We start from the raw sequence: 16,103 nt of genomic DNA, 5'->3' as shown, positions 1-16,103 counted from the left end.
CCGCGAGGACCGGGGGCTTTCGTCCCGATCCACGCCGTGACAGGCCTGTCCAGGGCCATCGGGGGCAGACGGCCGTGGACCCGGGAGGAAGCGCGTCCCGGGCGGCAAACGGCCGCAGTGCGCTGCCCCTGGGAGTCCCCGATGCCGACCGCCGTACCGGACGGAGCCGCCGAAGTGACCGGCGGCCGCGCCGAAGCCGTGGGCTCCGCCCGCTCGTTCGCACTGCCCCGGGGCACCGGCCGGACCACCGCCCGCGTCGCCGCACTGACCGCGGGCCAGGCCGCGTCGATGGTGGGCCTCGGACTGCTGATCACCGGTCCCGCCCGCGGACTCTGGCCACTGACCGCCGAGGACACGGTCAACGAGCGCCTCGAACAGGCCCGCACCGGGACCCTCACCACGCTGTCCTCCATCGCCTCGGAGGCCGGCAACACCCTCACGGTCGTCGCCCTCACGCTGCTGGCCTGCCTGGGGCTGCTCCTGATACCCCGCCTCCCGATGTGGCGTCAGGCGGTCTTCCTCGCCGTCGCCGTCTCGCTCCAGTCGCTGGTCTTCCTGGCCATCACCGAGTCGGTGGACCGCAACCGGCCGGACGTGGACCGCCTCGACGCGTCGCCGCCCACGTCGAGTTACACCTCCGGGCACACCGGGGCGGCGACCGCGCTCTACGCGGGTCTGGCGATTCTCGTGCTGTCCCGGGTCCGCGGGCCGTGGCGCAGGGTCGTGGCCGGGCTGCTGCTGCTCCTGCCGCTGCTCGTGGGCGCGGCCAGGCTCTACCGGGGCATGCACCACCCCACGGACGTGCTGGGCGGCCTCGTCAACGGCGGGCTGTCCCTGCTGATCGTGGGGCGCGCCCTGCTCGCCGACCGGTCCGTGACCGCCCGGCCGTCCGGCACACGCTCCGCACGGACCGTCGCCGAGCGTCCCCCCGGCACGACCGCCGTGATCCTCAACCCCACGGTGACCGACGAGTCCGAGCGCCACGAACTGCGGCGGACCCTGGAACGGCACGGCCACCGCGAGCCCATGTTCCTGGAGACCACCGCGGACGATCCCGGGGCCGGACAGAGCGCCCGCGCGGTCCGCGAGGGCGCGACACTCGTCGTGGTCTGCGGTGGGGACGGAACGGTCCGCGCGGTCGCCGACGCCCTGGCCGGCAGCGGTGTTCCCCTGGCCGTCGTCCCCTGCGGCACGGGCAATCTGCTGGCCCGCAATCTCGGTCTGCCGCTCTCCCCGGTCGCCGCGCTCGAAGCCGCGCTGAGCGGCGGTCCGCGCCGGCTCGACCTCGGAAGCATCGAGGGCGACGGCCTGCCCGCCACCCGGTTCGCCGCCATGGCCGGGGCCGGGCTCGACGCCGCGATGATGGAGCACACCGATCCTCGCGCCAAGGCCGCCCTCGGCTGGCCCGCCTACGCGCTGGCCGGGTTCGGAACGCTGCGCACGCCCCGTATGCGGGTGACGATTCGGCTGGACGGGTCCCCCGCCTTCCGCCGCACGGCCCGCATGGTGCTCGTCGCCAACGTGGGAACCGTCCAGGGCGGAGTCACCCTGCTGCCCGCCGCCCGTCCCGACGACGGGCTGCTCGACCTCCTCGTCCTCGACCCGCGGGGACCCGGCGGCTGGCTGCGGGCCGTCCGGACACTGCTGCGCGGACGCGCCGTGTCCCGGCGGCCGTCCACCGCGAGCACCCTCACGGCCGAGGGCGACGACCGTCACGGGCTCCCCGTGGAGTTCTTCACCTTCCGACGGGCCGAACTCACCTTCGACGCGCCGCAGTCCAGGGAGCTCGACGGGGATCCGGTGGGCCCCGGCCAGCGCCTCACCGCCGAGGTCCGGCCCGGCGCCCTGACCGTCCTGCTGCCCTCCCGGGAGAAGTGAATGGGTACCGCGACGAAGGTCCCGGAGACCCGTGCCATGTCCGGCGACGAGCTCTCGGCCGACGAGGCCCTGGCGTCGCTGCGCCGGTACGGCGGCTGGCCGCTGCTGCGCGACGCGTTCATCCGGTTCCGCTACGCCGACGGGTTCAGCCATTCCCGTGCGCTCGCCCTCCAGACGGTACTGGCCCTGATCCCGCTCGCCATCGCGTTCGTGGGCCTGTCCTCCGCCCTGCACACCGAGAACATCGGCAGAGTCGCCGAACTGACGATCCGCAAGATCGCCGCGGGCCCGAGCGCCGACGTCGTCGACGACGCGCTGCGCCGCAGCCGGCACACGGCGGGCGACGGGGCGCAGGTCGCCCTGTGGTTCGGGCTGGCCTTCTCCCTGGTCAACGTGACCACCGCGATGTGCCAGATCGAACGCGGTGCCAACCGGATCTACGGCAACGAGCGCGACCGCGTCTTCCACCGGAAGTATCTGCGCGGCCTGGTCATGTCCCTGAGCGCGGGCATCCCGCTCGGCCTCGGTTTCGTCCTGATGGTGGCCGGCGGCGACCTGGCGTCCGCCGTCGTGACGGTCTATCACGTCGACGGAGGCGCCAAGACCGCCTGGGACATGCTGCGTTGGCCCTTCGGCCTGCTCCTCGCCCTCATCTCTGCCAGCGCGGTGTTCCGGCGCTCGCCCCGTCGTCGCCAACCCGGCTACACCTGGCTGGCCTTCGGGGCGGCCGTCTACCTCGTACTGTGGACGGCACTGACCTGGCTGTTGAGCCTCTATCTCGGGTTCAGCGGCACCTTCGACACGGTCTACGGCCCTCTCAGCGCCTTCATGTCGCTGCTGCTGTGGGCCTATCTGACCTCGATCGCCCTGTTCCTCGGACTGTCCTTCGCCGCCCAGCTGGAGGCCTCCCGCGCGCGGCGCCCCGGTCCGGTCCAACCCGATCCGGGAGTCTGAATGGCGGCGCGCGCCACGGTCCGGAACCTGAGGGACCGCCGCCGGGCGGCCGACCGGCGGTTCGGCGCCCGGCTGCTCGGCTCGGCCGCGGTGGCCGCGATCACGGCGGTGCCGTTCGGCCTGCTCCTCGTCCTGGTCGAGGGCCGGTGGCAACCCCTGCGCCGGCTCGACGCCGGCGCCGCCCGCCGGCTGCACGAGATCGCCCTGGAGCATCCCGCCTGGACGAGCACACTGCGTTTCCTCTCCGACCGGGTCTGGGATCCGGTCACCTTGCGCACGGCTGTCGCACTGCTGACCGTCTGGCTGGTGTACCGCCGGGCCTGGCGTCTGGCAGCGTGGGCCGCGGTGACAGCGGTGGCCGGCGGGTTCATCGGGCTCCTGGTGAAGACGGTCGTCGAGCGGGCACGTCCGTCGCTGGAGGATCCGGTGGCACGGGCGCCCGGGTTCTCCTTCCCGTCGGGCCACGCGATGACCGCCACCACCTCGTTCGCCGTCCTGCTGCTGGTCCTGCTGCCCATGGTGCCGCGCTCCCTGCGCGCGCTGTGCTGGAGTGCCGCCGTGCTCTCGGTCCTCGGCGTCGGCTTCACCCGCGTCGCGCTGGGCGTTCACTGGTTCAGCGATGTACTGGGCGGCTGGCTGCTCGGTCTGGCCGTCGTCACCCTCACCGCCTGGGCGTTCGAGGCCTGGCGGGCCGACACGGGCAGGCCCCCCGCCGACATCGGCGAAGGCCTGGAGCCCGAACTCACCGACGCACGGCCCGAAGCCGAGACCCCCGGAGAAACCGGGGAACGGGCCGCCACATGACGGTCCGTCCGGGCTCGCTGCGCCTCGGCGCGGGGAGGTTCCCCCGATCGGCCTACAGGCCCCTGGTGTTCGCCTGGCGGGGGCGGCACAGAATGGCTCGACACCGATCCGAGGAGCCCTCATGATCTTCATCACCGTCAAGTTCAGCGTCCGCCCCGAGGACGCGGAGAAATGGCCGGAGATCACGGCCGACTTCACGGCGGCCACCCGGGCCGAGCCCGGCTGCCTGTGGTTCGACTGGTCCCGGAGCCTCGACGATCCGACGGAGTACGTCCTGGTCGAGGCCTTCCGGGACGACGAGGCCGGGGCGTCCCACGTCCAGTCCGCGCACTTCAAGGCCGCCCAGCAGGCCCTGCCTCGGCACCTGACCACGACACCGCGCATCGTGAACATGAAGGTCCCCCAGGACGACTGGTCCCTCCTGGGCGAGATGGCCGTGGAGGAGCGGCCCTGAGGCCTGCCCGACAGCCGCCGCGACACCGGGCGGCGGTCCCGGGCTACGGATTGAGGACGACCTTTCCGGCGACGGTGCCGGACTCGGCCAGTCGCAGCGCCTCGGCAGCCTCGCTCAGCGGCAGCTGGGCGGCGATCCGGGCGGTGACGTCACCGCGCTGGAGGGCGCCGAAGACCTGGGTGAGGTCGGCGCGCAGCCGGGCCCGGAACCGGTTCCGGGACAGGGCCCGCCCTGCCCAGATGTTGAAGAAGTACGCGTGACGGCCGTTGGGCAGGGCGTTCCACAGCCAGACACGGCCGAGCAGCTTGAGCACGGGCCACTGCTTGGACCCCGTGTCGTCCCGGGTGGAGGCGCTGCCGTAGGAGACGAGTGTGCCGCCGGGAGCCAGCAGGTGCCACGAGTCGACGGCGCTGCGGCCTCCGACGTGGTCGAACACGGCGTCGACCCCGCCGGGGGCGAGTTCGCGTACGCGCGCCGCGACGTCCTCGGTGCGATAGTCGACGGGGATGACGCCCTGTTCGCGCAGGGAGTCGTGGTGACGTGCCGAGGCCGTACCGATCACCTTGGCGCCGGCGGCGCGCGCGAGCTGGACCAGGACCGAACCGACGCCGCCGTTGGCGCCGTGCACGAGGACGGTCCGGCCCGCGCCGATCCGTGCCTTGCGGTGCAGCATCTGCCAGGCCGTGACGCCGTTGACGACCACGGTCTCCGCCTCCGCCGCCCCGACGCCGTCGGGCACCGGTACGACATCGGCCGCCTCCACCCGCACATGGCTGGCCCAGCCGCCCACCTTGACCAGCGCGGCGACCCGGGTGCCGGTCAGGCCCGGGTCGACCCCGTGGCCGGTGGTCAGAACCGTGCCGACCAGGTCGTAGCCGGGAACGAAGGGGAAGGGCGGCTGGTCGTAGTACCGCCCGCGGCGCATCTGCTGTTCGGCGAAGGAGACGCCGGTCGCCTCCATCCGTACGACGACCTGACCGGGGCCCGGGACGGGCACGGCGCCGTGCCGGATCTCCAGCCCTTCCGGCTCCACCTTGCCCGGCAGGACGACCTCGACGAGCCCTTCGGCGTTCATGACGACCTCCACTGCGCTCCGCGCGAGTTATTCGCTATCGCTTTAGTTAGAAGCTATAACTCATGGACGTGAGCGTCAAGAGCTTTCGTTATAGGTTCTAACTCGGAGGGTGTCGCCGGGCACCGTCGGGGCCGCCATCGCCTCGGGTGCGCGCAGGGATTACGGGGCGGATTCGGCCGTCCACTCGATGTCCGGCGGCACGACGCGGGCGCACCGCGGGTTTCCGAGCGCGTCGGTCAGCCCCAGCCGCCCGACGAGGAGGCCCTCGCGCGCGGCCGCGTCGAGTACATCCGCGGGGACGGCGTCGAGCATGAGTTTGGCGCGACGGAACATGCTGAAGACACCCGCCCCGTCGACCGTGCCCCACGACAGATAGATGAACCGGTGCCCCAGGCGGTCCTGTACATAGGGGCCCTTCAGTTCGATCCCCGTCGGCGAGGGCGCGGCCGTGCAGGGGAGAGTCCAGGTCGCGAGGGCGCCGTCGCCGGGCTGGGGATCGAGCAGTTCGGCCGGACGGTCACGGCGTTGCACCGCCACGTGGATGTTGTCGTACGCCGCGACGGTGCCGCGGCCTTCGGGGGCCGGGCAGGTGAGGCCGGGCAGGTCGTCGGCGTCGATACGGATGTGCATACGGGCCATCATGCCGTCGAAACGCCAGGGGGCACCCGTCGCACCCGCAGCGGTTCAGTCGCCGGCCGGCCCCTACGGACCGGGCGGCCGGACCGAACGGACCGCGGCTTCGATCTGGTCGAGCTGGGCGGTGAGGATCTCCTCGAACGCGGCGCGGCGGTCCATCCCGAGCGGGCGGATGTCACGGGCGAAGTGGGCCAGGGCCGGGAAGCGTTCGGGGTCGGCGCCGAGCACCGCCACGCGGAACAGCTCCAGGCCCTGTTCACGCTCTTCGGGGCTCACCGTGCCGACCCCCGCCTCGGATGCGATCAGCGCGGAGACGAGGACCGCGATCCGGTGGTAGCGGGCCGGGATCTGTTCGTCGGGCAGTCCCGACGCGCGCAGCGCCTGCAGCGCCTCCTCCATGACCAGCCGGGAACCGGTGCCGCTCGACGCGTACCGCCCCCAGACCGCGGCGAGCTGGGGCTGCCGGCCGAAGGCGTCCCTCACCTGGAACGCCAGGGCCGTGATGCGCTGCCGCCAGTCGCCTTCCGCGCGGTAGCCGTCCATGGCGGTCAGGAGAATCCGGTCGGCGACCGCGCGCAGCAGTTCGGTCTTGCTGCGGAAGTGCCGGTAGAGGCTGGAGGAATCGGTCCCGAGGGCCGCGGCCAGCTTGCGCACGCTGAACGAGTCCGGGTCGCTCGTGCGCAGCAGCTCGGCGGCCACGTCCAGGATCTCTTCGGTCGACCAACGCCTTCGGCCTGCCATCCCGCTCCTCTCGCCGCCTTTCAGCCTAGCCTATGCACTCGCTTCTGCACTCGCCTTCGCACTTGGTGTTGCACTTGGCGTTGCACGCACCGCGTGCATAATGAGGACAGGGACCTGCCGCGCACCTCGACGAGTCGGGCCGGCAGACCACTCGTGCCCTGTTGTCCGGGGTCGGGCGCCCGAAGCGGAGCTCGGCCCGGGGAAGCCGAAAGGACGCATGACGTGAAGAACCCACTGGATCCCGCGGCGCTGGAAGCGGCCGTCGAGAACGTCCACCGCGCCGGCGTGCCGGGCCTGTTCGCCGAGGTGCGGGACGGCGACCAGGTCTGGCGCGGCGCGGCCGGGGTCGCCGATGTCACCACCGGCCGCCCCGTCACCGCCGGCATGCGGCACCGGGTCGGCAGCATCACCAAGACCTTCACCGCCGCCGCGGTGCTGCAGCAGGTCGAGGCGGGCCTGATCGGTCTCGACACTCCGATCGGCCGCTACCTTCCGGCGCTGGTTCCCGGCGGACGCGGCGAAGCCATCACGGTCCGGATGCTGCTCAACCACACCAGCGGCCTCGCCGAGTACCTCCCGTACGCCTACCCCTCGCTCAAGGCGTACCCCGCCATCGCGGACACCGGGCCCCAGAGCCTGGACGACCACCGGTTCACGCGATTCGATCCCGTCGAGCTGATCGCGATGGGGGTCACGGCGCCGGCGTTCGGCTCCCCCGGCGGCACCCCGGGGGTGTACTCCAACACCAACTACCTGCTCCTCGCCCAGCTCCTGGAACAGGTGACCGGCGCCTCGGCCGAGCGCTGCATCACCGAGAACGTCATCGAGCGCGCGGGGCTCCGGGACACCGGACTCCCTTCGGGGCCCCACGTCGACGGGCCGCACTCACAGCTCTACGAGGCGTGGTTCGGCATGATCGACCCGCCCCGCGACTACAGCGTGTTCGACATGTCCTGGGTGGGGCCGTCGGCGTCGCTGATATCGACCCTCTCGGACCTCAACCGCTTCTACGGCCTGCTGCTGGCCGGGGAGATCGTCAGCCCGTCGTCGCTGGAGGAGATGCGCCGTACGGTCCCGGTCGTGTCCCAGGAGCTCAGGACGATCGAGTACGGCCTCGGCCTGCATCCGATGGAGGGTCCCGGCCGGGCCACCTTCTGGGGCCACGGCGGCACGGTCTGGGGTGGTGGGGCGCTGGCCATGACGCGTGCCGACGGCGGGCGGCAGCTCGCGGTCGCGGTGAACACACAGCGCTGGAACAGGCTCGATTCCTCCGGCCTGCCGCAGCCCCATCCCATCGACGAGGCCCTCGCGGCTCTCTTCCGGGTGGCGATGTACGGCTGACGGCGCCGTGTCGCGGTGACCACGGCGCCTGCGGCCCGAAGCGTGGTGTCAGCCGGAAAGGGCCGCCGAGACCACCGCCTTCGCCTCGTCCTGCACCCGGCGCAGGTGATCGGCACCGAGGAACGACTCCGCGTAGATCTTGTAGACGTCCTCGGTGCCCGACGGACGGGCCGCGAACCAGGCGCTCTCGGTGGTCACCTTGATGCCGCCGATGGGCGCGCCGTTGCCCGGTGCCTCGGTGAGGACCGCGGTGACGGACTCCCCGGCGAGCGCGTCGGTCGTGATCTGCGCGGGCGACAGCTTGGCGAGGAGGGCCTTCTCCTCGCGCGACGCCGGGGCGTCGATGCGCTCGTAGGCGGGCTCCCCGAACCGGGAAGTGAGTCCGGCGTAGTGCTCGGAGGGCGTCTTCCCGGTGACTCCCGTGATCTCCGAGGCGAGCAGGGCCAGGATGATGCCGTCCTTGTCCGTGGTCCACACCGAGCCGTCGCGGCGCAGGAAGGAGGCGCCCGCCGACTCCTCGCCGCCGAATCCGAGGGAGCCGTCGACCAGCCCGTCCACGAACCATTTGAATCCGACGGGCACCTCGACCAGCCGGCGGCCGAGATCGGCGGCGACCCGGTCGATCATTCCGGAGGACACCAGGGTCTTGCCGATCCCCGTACCGGCGGGCCAGCGCTCGCGGTGGGAGTAGAGGTAGGCGATGGCGGCGGCGAGATAGTGGTTGGGGTTCATGAGCCCGCCGTCGGGGGTGACGATCCCGTGGCGGTCGGCGTCGGCGTCGTTGCCCGTGGAGATCTGGAAACGGTCGCGCCGCTCGATGAGCGAGGCCATCGCGTACGGCGAGGAGCAGTCCATCCGGATCTTCCCGTCCCAGTCCAGCGTCATGAACCGCCAGGTGGGGTCGGTGAGCGGGTTGACCACGGTCAGGTCCAGCGCGTGCTGTTCGGCGATGCGCCCCCAGTAGGCGACCGAGGCCCCGCCCAGCGGGTCGGCGCCGATGCGGACCCCGGCCGCCCGGATCGCGTCCAGGTCCAGCACCTGCGGCAGATCGGCCACGTAGGTGCCGAGGAAGTCGTGACGGCCGGTGCCGGGAGCGGCGAGCGCCCGGGCGTAGGGGACGCGCCGTACGTCCTTGAGGCCGTCCCTGATGAGTTCGTTGGCCCGGTCCTGGATCCAGGAGGTCGCCTCGGAGCCCGCCGGGCCGCCGTTCGGCGGGTTGTACTTGAAGCCGCCGTCCGCCGGCGGATTGTGGGACGGGGTCACCACCACACCGTCCGCGAGGCCCGAGGACCGTCCGCGGTTGTGGGCGAGGATGGCGTGCGACACCGCAGGGGTGGGCGTGTAGCCGTCCGCGCTGTCGAGGAGTACGGACACGTCGTTGGCCGCGAACACCTCCAGGGCGGTGACCTTCGCGGGTTCCGAGAGCGCGTGGCTGTCGGCACCCAGGAAGAGCGGGCCGTCGATGCCCCGGCCGTCGCGGTACTCGCAGATGGCCTGGCTCGTCGCGGCGATGTGGTCCTCGTTGAACGCGGTCGCCAGGGACGAACCGCGGTGTCCGGACGTACCGAAGGAGACGCGCTGGCCGGGTTCGCCCGGGTCGGGGTGGAGCGCGTAGTACGCGGTGACCAACCGGGCCACGTCGACGAGATCCTCGGGGCCGGCCGGACGGCCCGCTCGCTCGTGCTGCATGTGCCCGCACCTCCGCATCGGTGGTTCTTCACTGGTGGTCTCATCTTTCCCCACCGGGCGGGGCGGCGGCACCGGGCCGGGCGGCGGAACCGTGCCGCCGTCAGGTGTGTCCGTCCTCCTCCAGGGGAGGCGGTCTGGGGGTGGGATTCCCGGCGGTCAGATGTTCGAGGACCTCCACCAGTTCCTGGCAGGCCCGTTCCACGGAGCGTCTGGTGTTGCGCTGCTCGGTGATGACGGCGGACAGGAGGAGGGCCGTCAGGGCCATGGTTCCGTTGAAGGCCTGCAGCTTGATCATGACCTCGGTATGGCTCAGCCGGTAGAACGGACCCACCGCCTCCGTGGCCGCGACGGTGGCCATGACCGAGGCGAACAGGGCGCACACCACACTGCCCGGGAGCTCGAATCGCAGGGCCGCCCAGATCAGCAGCGGATAGATCAGGAACAGCATGCTGATGGAACTGCGGGTGGCGACCGGCACCATGACGGCGGCCACGACGAGGATCACGGCGGCCTCCTTCCACCGTGTCAGGCTCACCGGGGTTCGTACGGCGTACAGCATCAGGATGACCGGGGCGACGATCAGGACGCCCATCGCGTCGCCCACCCACCACGCCAGCCAGACCGGCCAGAAGTCGCCCAGGGCGAGTTTGTCCGTGACCACCAGCAGGCCGACGTCCACGGTCGCACTGATCGTCATGGCGCCCAGGGCCGCCAGGAACACCAGGGCGAGACCGTCACGGAACCGGCTGAGATCGGTGCGGAAGTGCACGGCGAGCAGCAGGAGGTAGGCGCAGACCGGAGCGACGGTGTTGCCCGCGACGATGCCCGCCGCGGAGAGCTGGAGCGAGGTGAACGAGGAGAGGGACAGGACGACCAGGAGGGCCCCGATCGCGATCCCGAGCCACGCCTGGATCCCCAGGAGCAGCAGGGCGGCGACGGCCACGCCGGTGGGCGGCCAGATGGGTGTGAACACCGCTCCTTCGACAGTGAGCCGCCGCATGAGTCCCAGCCGCCCTGCTCCGTAGTAGCAGGCGGCGATCACCAGGGTCTGGAGGGCGCCGACGGCCGGTCGGCTCATCTTCTGTGCAGCCACCACAGAGTCATCAGACACCGTCGGGGCCCTGTCGGCGAGGCGAGCGCCCGTGTGCGGCGAGCGGCGGCGGGCGCGTCAGCCGTGCCGGACGACGGCCGCGCCAACGGAACCGGACGGTGGCCGCGACACCCGGAAGCGGACGACAGCCACGTCCCGGAACCGGAAGGTGACACGTCACCGGAACCGGACGGCGGGCACGCCGTGGCGGACCACGAGCACGGCCGCGTCGTCCTCGTGCCCCACGCGCTCGGCGCCCTTGATGACCGCGGCGGCCAGCGAACCGGCCGACAGACCCGCGACGGCGGCGACTCCGGCGAGCCGGACAACCTGGTCGAGACCCTCGTCCACGTTCATCGACGGGCCCTCGACGACACCGTCGGTCAGCAGGACGAACACTCCGCCGGTGGTGAGGCGGTGCCGGGTCACCGCGTACCGCATCCCGGCCTCGATGCCGAGCGGCGGCCCGCCTTCGTCCTCGGTGATGCCGGACTTCCCGTCCGCCGTCGCCCAGACGCAGGGTATGTGCCCGGCCCGCGCGCTCTCCAGTACGCCGGTGACCGGGTCGAGCCGCATGAAGGTGCAGGTCGCGAACAGGTCGGAGCCGATGGACAGGATGAGGTCGTTGGTCCGGGCGAGCAGTTCCCCGGGGTCGCTCGTGACGGAGGCGAGGGCGCGCAGGCCGACCCTGACCTGCCCCATGAAGGCGGCGGCCTCGATGTTGTGGCCCTGCACGTCACCTATGGACAGGCCGATGCGCTCGTCGGGCAGCCTGAAGGCGTCGTACCAGTCCCCGCCCACGTTGAGGCCGTAGCAGGCGGGCGCGTACTGCACGGCCACGTCGAAACCCGGGGCGGAGGGCAGGTCTCCCGGAAGCATGCCGCGCTGCAGCGCGATGGCCAGTTCGACCTGGGAGCGCTGGAACTCCGCGCGTTCACGTGCCTGGGCGGTCAGCGATCCGAGCCTGGCGAGCAGCTCGTCGTCGTCGCCCGTCGGCAGCTTGCGGGACATCGACCACCCCGGAGGAAAAGCCACGCATGAAGGAAATGTTAAGAAAACACCACTATCGGATGATAACGACCACAGCGGCGCGACCCGACATCGACGCTTCCCGGCGGAGCGGCCAGGCCCTCGGTGCGGGACTTCGCGATCTTCGCGTTGGCCGCTCCCTCGTGACCGTCGATGCAGCCGCGGTACCGGCGGTGGATCACCTCCGGCGAGTTGCCGACGGCGATCGACCGGCTGATTGCGCGGCGCGAGGCGCACCTGCGGGAGAAGACGCTTTGGCGGATGATCTACGAGACGTGCGCCCGCGCGGAGGAGGTCCTCGACGTCGCGTCGTGACGGCCGCCCGTCGCGTGGTCGTCGGGCGCAATCGTAGCGAGACAACCAACCCGGCATACGCCATCAAACGGCTTCAAACCATGCCATTCATTTTGAAAACCCTTGCAAGCCGGGCAAGGTCCCTGGCTGACTGCCGCATCTGCCGGTGGCGCGATCGCCGAGCCCAGGAGTGCCCGTGACCGAGATGCTGGCGAGCTGGAAGGACGGCCCTGCCAAGCGGGCGATCTTGGACTTCGTTCACGCGGCGACGACGCCGGGGGCGGCGTTCGTCGAGGTGGGCGACCGGATCGCCACGTTCGACAACGACGGCACGCTGTGGGTCGAGCAGCCGCTGCCTCCGCAGTTCGACTTCGTGTTCCGCAGGTGGGAGAAGGAGGCGAAGGCCGACCCACAGCTCGCCGCCCGGCAGCCGTACAAGGCGCTGATCGAACAGGACCAGGCGTTCTTCGAGGGTCTGGCGACTCAGGAACCGCAGGTGGTGTCGACCCTGGTGGAGGCGTTCGCCCGCTCGTGGGCCGGCACGACGCCGGAGGAGTTCGACGCGCAGGTGCGCGACTGGACGAGGACGGTGAAGCAGCCGAAGCTCGGCGTCCCCTACGTCGAGCTGGTCTACCGCCCGATGCTGGAACTGTTCGACCTCCTGCACGAGAACCGGTTCCGGGTGTTCGTGTGCTCGGGCGGCGGCCGCGACTTCATGCGCGTCTTCGCGGAGGAGACCTGGGGGATCCCCAAGGAGAACGTCATCGGCTCTGCGGCCGCGTACACCTACGCCGACGGGAAGCTCACCCGCTCCCATGAGCTCCTCGGCGACCTGGACCTGGGCTCGGGCAAGCCCGAGCACATCTTCGCCCACACCGGCCGGCTGCCCGTCCTCGCCGGCGGAAACGCCGACGTGGACATCGAGATGCTCCAGAGCGCCCGGTTCGCGCTGCTCGTCAACCACGACGACGAACAGCGCGAGTTCTCGTACACCAAGGGCGCCCAGGCTTCGCTCGCGAAGGCCGAGGAGCTCGGCTGGACGGTCGTGAGCATGAAGAACGACTGGACCACCGTGTTCTGACCAGGAGGATCCGTGAGTGACCTGACCGCCATCGACGTACTCGTCGACCCGGACGAGAACACCCTCCGGCACGCCCGCGACCGGAACGCCAGGATGCGCGAGAGCGTCCCGGACGGGTTCGCGCTGGACGCCTCCCACCAGCCGCACATCACCACCCTTCAGCGCTACGTGCGCACAGCTCAGCTGGAAAGCGTCTACGCCGCCATCGGTGACACCCTGGCCGCGACCGACACGAGCGCGCTCTCCTACCGGGCAGTGGCGATCAAGCACGCCGACTGGGGCGTGCCCGGCCAGGGACTCGCGGTCATCCTCGTCCAGCCCAGCGAGCAGGTGCTCGACTTCCAGGCCGCACTGCTCGCCGCCGTCACCCCCTTCACCGAGCCCGGCGGCACGTCCGCAGCCTTCGTCACCGACCCGGGCGAGGACATCAGCCAGAGCACCCGCGACTGGGTCGAGGGATACGTCCCCGCCCAGATCGGGCCGGGCAAGTACACGGCCCACGTCACCGTCGGCTTCGCCACCCTCGACGAACTCGAGACCATCGAGGCCGAACCGTTCGACGCCTTCCCCGTCCACCCGGCCGCCGTCGCCGTCTACCAACTCGGCAACAGCGGAGCCGCCCGCAAACTCCTCAAGACCTGGCCCGTCCCGCGCTGACGACCGACTCGGCAGCCCGGGGCACGGGGGAAAAGCCCCTTACGATCCGATCCTGTCCGAACTAGTCCAGCACAGCTGTGAGTTGACGCGTGGTGTTCGAGTAAACGGCCCGACGCGCTCTCGCCATCTGCCCCCTCCGCAGGCCGCTTCGAGCGGGGTGTCACTGTCGGGCCGCGCCAGGAAGGCTTCCCCTATGCGCGCGAAGAGCCGTCCGGCGGGCCCGGGGACGCCCGGGAACTCCACGCCCGCCGGAGCTCGGGCGGGGGCGCCCGCCCGCGTCCTGTCATCCGCGAGCCGTAGCCGAGTGATACCGCGGTACTACGTGCCTCCCCTCGACCGGGCTCTCCGGTACCACGGATCCGGGACCGCGGGCTCCTAGCGTGGTGGGTGAGCAGTCAGGTGGGGGCCTGCCCCCGAAACCAAGGGACCATCGATGATCGAGGCACATCAGCTGACGAAGCGGTACGGCGAGAAGACGGCGGTGGACCGGCTGGACTTCGTGGTGAAGCCCGGCACCGTCACCGGCTTCCTGGGCCCCAACGGCGCGGGAAAGTCCACGACCATGCGCATGATCGTCGGCCTGGACGCGCCTTCCGGCGGCAGCGTCACGGTCAACGGCAAGCACTACGCCCAGCACACCGCGCCGCTCCAGGAAGTCGGCGCGCTGCTCGAGGCCAAGTCGATCCACCCGGGCCGGTCCGCCTTCGACCACCTCATGGCCCAGGCCTACACCCACGGCATTCCGCGCCGCCGGGTGGAGGAGGTCATCGAGCTGACCGGCCTCCAGACGGTGGCCAAGAAGCGCGCGGGCGCCTTCTCCCTCGGCATGGGCCAGCGCCTCGGCATCGCCGCGGCACTCCTCGGCGACCCGGCCACCATCATGCTCGACGAACCGGTCAACGGACTGGACCCCGAGGGCGTGCTGTGGATCCGCAATCTGCTCACCGGCCTCGCGGCGGACGGCCGTACGGTGTTCGTCTCCTCGCACCTGATGAGCGAGATGGCCCTGGTCGCCGACCACCTGATCGTCGTAGGGCGTGGACGCCTGCTGGCGGACACCACCGTGCGGGAGCTGGTCCAGCAAGCCGGCGGTGACACGGTCACCGTGGCCACCGACCAGGCGGCCCGGCTGCGCGAGGTGCTGGCCGGTCCCGGTGTCGAAATCACCGGCACGGCCGGATCCGAAGAGCTTCAGGTGACGGGGCTGACCCCGCGGGCGATCGGTCTCAAGGCCGCCGAGCACGGCATCCCGCTGTTCGAGCTCAGCTCCCGGACCGTCTCTCTCGAAGAGGCTTTCATGGATCTGACCCGCGACGCTGTCGAGTACCACGCCAGCGCCACCGTCGAGACCTCTGGGAGGGCGGCATGAGCACCGTCACCGTCACCGACAGTCCCACGACCGGTCCCGTACGGGCGGCCCGTCCGACATACAAGGTCACCGGGCGCCGGGTGCTGCGCTCCGAGTGGGCGAAGCTGTGGTCGCTGCGCTCCACCTGGATCACCCTCGGCCTCGGGCTGCTGTTCCTCGTCGCGTTCGGCGTGATCGCCGCCGCGCACTACAAGTCCGAGCTCAACTCCGGGCGCCCCCTGCACCGGGACGACGTCGCGGCCACCGCGCTCAGCCTCTCCGTGTTCGGCACGAACTTCGCGCAGCTGGCGCTCGGTGTGCTGGGAGTGCTGATCACCGCCGGCGAGTACTCGACGGGAATGATCCGTTCCACGCTGGCGGCGGTGCCGCGCCGGCTGCCGGTGCTGTGGTCCAAGGCCTCGGTGTTCGGCCTGGTCGCCCTCGTCGTCGCCACCGTCGGCGTCTTCGTCGCCTTCACGATCGACAGCGGCATCGTCTCCGGCACGCCCGCGGCCCTCACCCTGTCCCACTCCGGCGTGGTCCGCAGCCTGCTGGGCGCGGGCCTCTACCTCGGTCTGGTCGGCGTGATCGGCACCGCCCTGGGCGCTCTGCTCCGCTCGGTCGCCGGCGGCATCTCGGTCCTGGTCGCCTCGCTGATGCTGGTGCCCGGTCTGGTCTCGCTGCTGCCCAGCTCGTGGCAGGACAACATCAGCCCCTACCTGCCGAGCAGCGCGGGCGAGTCGATGTTCGCGCTGACCCACGACTCCACCACCTTGTCGCCCACCGCCGGGCTCGTGGTCTTCCTCGGCTGGACCGTGCTCGCGCTGGCGGGCGCCGCCTACCGTCTCGTCCGCACGGACGCCTGACACACCGCGCACCGCACGCCACGACCGGCACGGCACGGCACCCGACCGGATCACCCGGTCCGGTGTCGTGCCGTCCGGGCACCGGGCATCACGGCCGACCCGCGCGGTGACGCCCGTACGAGGACACGAGGAGGCGCGTACGGGGCGCGGCCGGACCCACAGCGTC

Annotated in this window: 15 protein-coding genes and 1 pseudogene; 10 read left to right on the top strand and 6 right to left on the bottom strand. The window is 71.4% G+C overall.

Annotated elements, in window-relative coordinates; genetic code table 11:
* The first annotated feature begins 141 nt into the window (after positions 1-141).
* The 4 genes from OG410_RS38030 to OG410_RS38015 all read left to right on the top strand — a co-directional run bounded on the left by OG410_RS38030 (position 142) and on the right by OG410_RS38015 (position 4,090).
* A complete protein-coding gene (locus tag OG410_RS38030; protein WP_329303314.1) occupies positions 142-1,878 on the top strand; it encodes a diacylglycerol kinase family protein in 1,737 nt (578 codons plus the stop codon).
* Positions 1,879-2,832 carry a YihY/virulence factor BrkB family protein gene (locus tag OG410_RS38025; RefSeq protein WP_329303313.1) on the top strand — a complete coding sequence of 318 codons (954 nt, stop codon included), beginning with the start codon at positions 1,879-1,881 and terminating at the stop codon, positions 2,830-2,832. It abuts the gene before it with no gap.
* Positions 2,833-3,636, top strand: a complete 804-nt coding sequence (locus OG410_RS38020) for a phosphatase PAP2 family protein (RefSeq protein WP_329303312.1) — start codon at positions 2,833-2,835, stop codon at positions 3,634-3,636.
* A 121-nt stretch (positions 3,637-3,757) separates the two neighbouring features.
* The gene (locus tag OG410_RS38015; RefSeq protein WP_329303311.1) at positions 3,758-4,090 is read left to right on the top strand and encodes a putative quinol monooxygenase; all 333 of its coding nucleotides are present in this window, start codon (positions 3,758-3,760) and stop codon (positions 4,088-4,090) included.
* Positions 4,091-4,133: 43 nt separating this feature from the next.
* Here the strand turns inward: OG410_RS38015 and OG410_RS38010 are convergent, their stop codons facing one another.
* The 3 genes from OG410_RS38010 to OG410_RS38000 form a co-directional block, all read right to left on the bottom strand.
* Positions 4,134-5,165: a medium chain dehydrogenase/reductase family protein gene (locus OG410_RS38010; protein ID WP_329303310.1), complete on the bottom strand. Its 1,032-nt coding sequence runs from the start codon at positions 5,163-5,165 to the stop codon at positions 4,134-4,136.
* A 159-nt stretch (positions 5,166-5,324) separates the two neighbouring features.
* The gene (locus OG410_RS38005) at positions 5,325-5,795 is read right to left on the bottom strand and encodes a DUF5990 family protein (RefSeq protein ID WP_329303309.1); all 471 of its coding nucleotides are present in this window, start codon (positions 5,793-5,795) and stop codon (positions 5,325-5,327) included.
* A gap of 72 nt (positions 5,796-5,867) precedes the next feature.
* On the bottom strand, positions 5,868-6,542 hold the full coding sequence (locus OG410_RS38000; protein ID WP_329303308.1) for a TetR/AcrR family transcriptional regulator: 675 nt from the start codon (positions 6,540-6,542) through the stop codon (positions 5,868-5,870).
* Positions 6,543-6,764: 222 nt separating this feature from the next.
* On the opposite strand from OG410_RS38000, the gene OG410_RS37995 reads away from it, so the two are divergent.
* Entirely contained in the window at positions 6,765-7,883 is a 1,119-nt protein-coding gene (locus OG410_RS37995) for a serine hydrolase domain-containing protein (protein ID WP_329303307.1), read from the top strand.
* A gap of 48 nt (positions 7,884-7,931) precedes the next feature.
* On the opposite strand, the gene pgm is transcribed toward OG410_RS37995, so the two are convergent.
* The 3 genes from pgm to OG410_RS37980 form a co-directional block, all read right to left on the bottom strand.
* Positions 7,932-9,572, bottom strand: coding sequence for a phosphoglucomutase (alpha-D-glucose-1,6-bisphosphate-dependent) (pgm, locus tag OG410_RS37990; RefSeq protein ID WP_329303306.1), 1,641 nt, complete (start codon positions 9,570-9,572; stop codon positions 7,932-7,934).
* Between the two features lie 100 nt (positions 9,573-9,672).
* Entirely contained in the window at positions 9,673-10,668 is a 996-nt protein-coding gene (locus OG410_RS37985) for an MASE1 domain-containing protein (RefSeq protein ID WP_443063850.1), read from the bottom strand.
* Between the two features lie 171 nt (positions 10,669-10,839).
* Positions 10,840-11,673 carry a PP2C family protein-serine/threonine phosphatase gene (locus tag OG410_RS37980; protein WP_329303305.1) on the bottom strand — a complete coding sequence of 278 codons (834 nt, stop codon included), beginning with the start codon at positions 11,671-11,673 and terminating at the stop codon, positions 10,840-10,842.
* A gap of 219 nt (positions 11,674-11,892) precedes the next feature.
* Here OG410_RS37980 and OG410_RS37975 point away from each other — a divergent pair.
* From OG410_RS37975 to OG410_RS37955, 5 genes and pseudogenes are all read left to right on the top strand, one after another.
* Positions 11,893-11,997, top strand: a pseudogene (locus OG410_RS37975) (site-specific integrase); the annotation flags it as partial.
* Positions 11,998-12,190: 193 nt separating this feature from the next.
* On the top strand, positions 12,191-13,066 hold the full coding sequence (locus OG410_RS37970) for an HAD family hydrolase (protein WP_329304426.1): 876 nt from the start codon (positions 12,191-12,193) through the stop codon (positions 13,064-13,066).
* Between the two features lie 12 nt (positions 13,067-13,078).
* Complete coding sequence (locus OG410_RS37965) at positions 13,079-13,723, top strand: hypothetical protein (protein WP_329303304.1); 645 nt, start codon at positions 13,079-13,081, stop codon at positions 13,721-13,723.
* Positions 13,724-14,156: 433 nt separating this feature from the next.
* The gene (locus OG410_RS37960; protein ID WP_329303303.1) at positions 14,157-15,092 is read left to right on the top strand and encodes an ABC transporter ATP-binding protein; all 936 of its coding nucleotides are present in this window, start codon (positions 14,157-14,159) and stop codon (positions 15,090-15,092) included.
* Positions 15,089-15,937 carry an ABC transporter permease gene (locus OG410_RS37955; RefSeq protein ID WP_329303302.1) on the top strand — a complete coding sequence of 283 codons (849 nt, stop codon included), beginning with the start codon at positions 15,089-15,091 and terminating at the stop codon, positions 15,935-15,937. The genes OG410_RS37960 and OG410_RS37955 overlap by 4 nt, the downstream gene beginning before the upstream one ends.
* Positions 15,938-16,103 lie beyond the last annotated feature (166 nt).

Source organism: Streptomyces sp. NBC_00659, from assembly GCF_036226925.1.
GTDB lineage: Bacteria > Actinomycetota > Actinomycetes > Streptomycetales > Streptomycetaceae > Streptomyces.
Note: the sequence above shows the minus strand (reverse complement) of the source record. Positions and strands in the feature narration are given on the sequence as shown.

What these genes read in the sequence shown, in the direction of transcription:
- OG410_RS38030 (WP_329303314.1), top strand. Translation starts at nt 142, where the DNA reads ATGCCGACCGCCGTACCGGACGGAGCCGCCGAAGTGACCGGCGGCCGC.
- OG410_RS38025 (WP_329303313.1), top strand. Translation starts at nt 1,879, where the DNA reads ATGGGTACCGCGACGAAGGTCCCGGAGACCCGTGCCATGTCCGGCGAC.
- OG410_RS38020 (WP_329303312.1), top strand. Translation starts at nt 2,833, where the DNA reads ATGGCGGCGCGCGCCACGGTCCGGAACCTGAGGGACCGCCGCCGGGCG.
- OG410_RS38015 (WP_329303311.1), top strand. Translation starts at nt 3,758, where the DNA reads ATGATCTTCATCACCGTCAAGTTCAGCGTCCGCCCCGAGGACGCGGAG.
- OG410_RS38010 (WP_329303310.1), bottom strand. Translation starts at nt 5,165, where the DNA reads ATGAACGCCGAAGGGCTCGTCGAGGTCGTCCTGCCGGGCAAGGTGGAG.
- OG410_RS38005 (WP_329303309.1), bottom strand. Translation starts at nt 5,795, where the DNA reads ATGCACATCCGTATCGACGCCGACGACCTGCCCGGCCTCACCTGCCCG.
- OG410_RS38000 (WP_329303308.1), bottom strand. Translation starts at nt 6,542, where the DNA reads ATGGCAGGCCGAAGGCGTTGGTCGACCGAAGAGATCCTGGACGTGGCC.
- pgm (WP_329303306.1), bottom strand. Translation starts at nt 9,572, where the DNA reads ATGCAGCACGAGCGAGCGGGCCGTCCGGCCGGCCCCGAGGATCTCGTC.
- OG410_RS37980 (WP_329303305.1), bottom strand. Translation starts at nt 11,673, where the DNA reads ATGTCCCGCAAGCTGCCGACGGGCGACGACGACGAGCTGCTCGCCAGG.
- OG410_RS37970 (WP_329304426.1), top strand. Translation starts at nt 12,191, where the DNA reads ATGCTGGCGAGCTGGAAGGACGGCCCTGCCAAGCGGGCGATCTTGGAC.
- OG410_RS37960 (WP_329303303.1), top strand. Translation starts at nt 14,157, where the DNA reads ATGATCGAGGCACATCAGCTGACGAAGCGGTACGGCGAGAAGACGGCG.
- OG410_RS37955 (WP_329303302.1), top strand. Translation starts at nt 15,089, where the DNA reads ATGAGCACCGTCACCGTCACCGACAGTCCCACGACCGGTCCCGTACGG.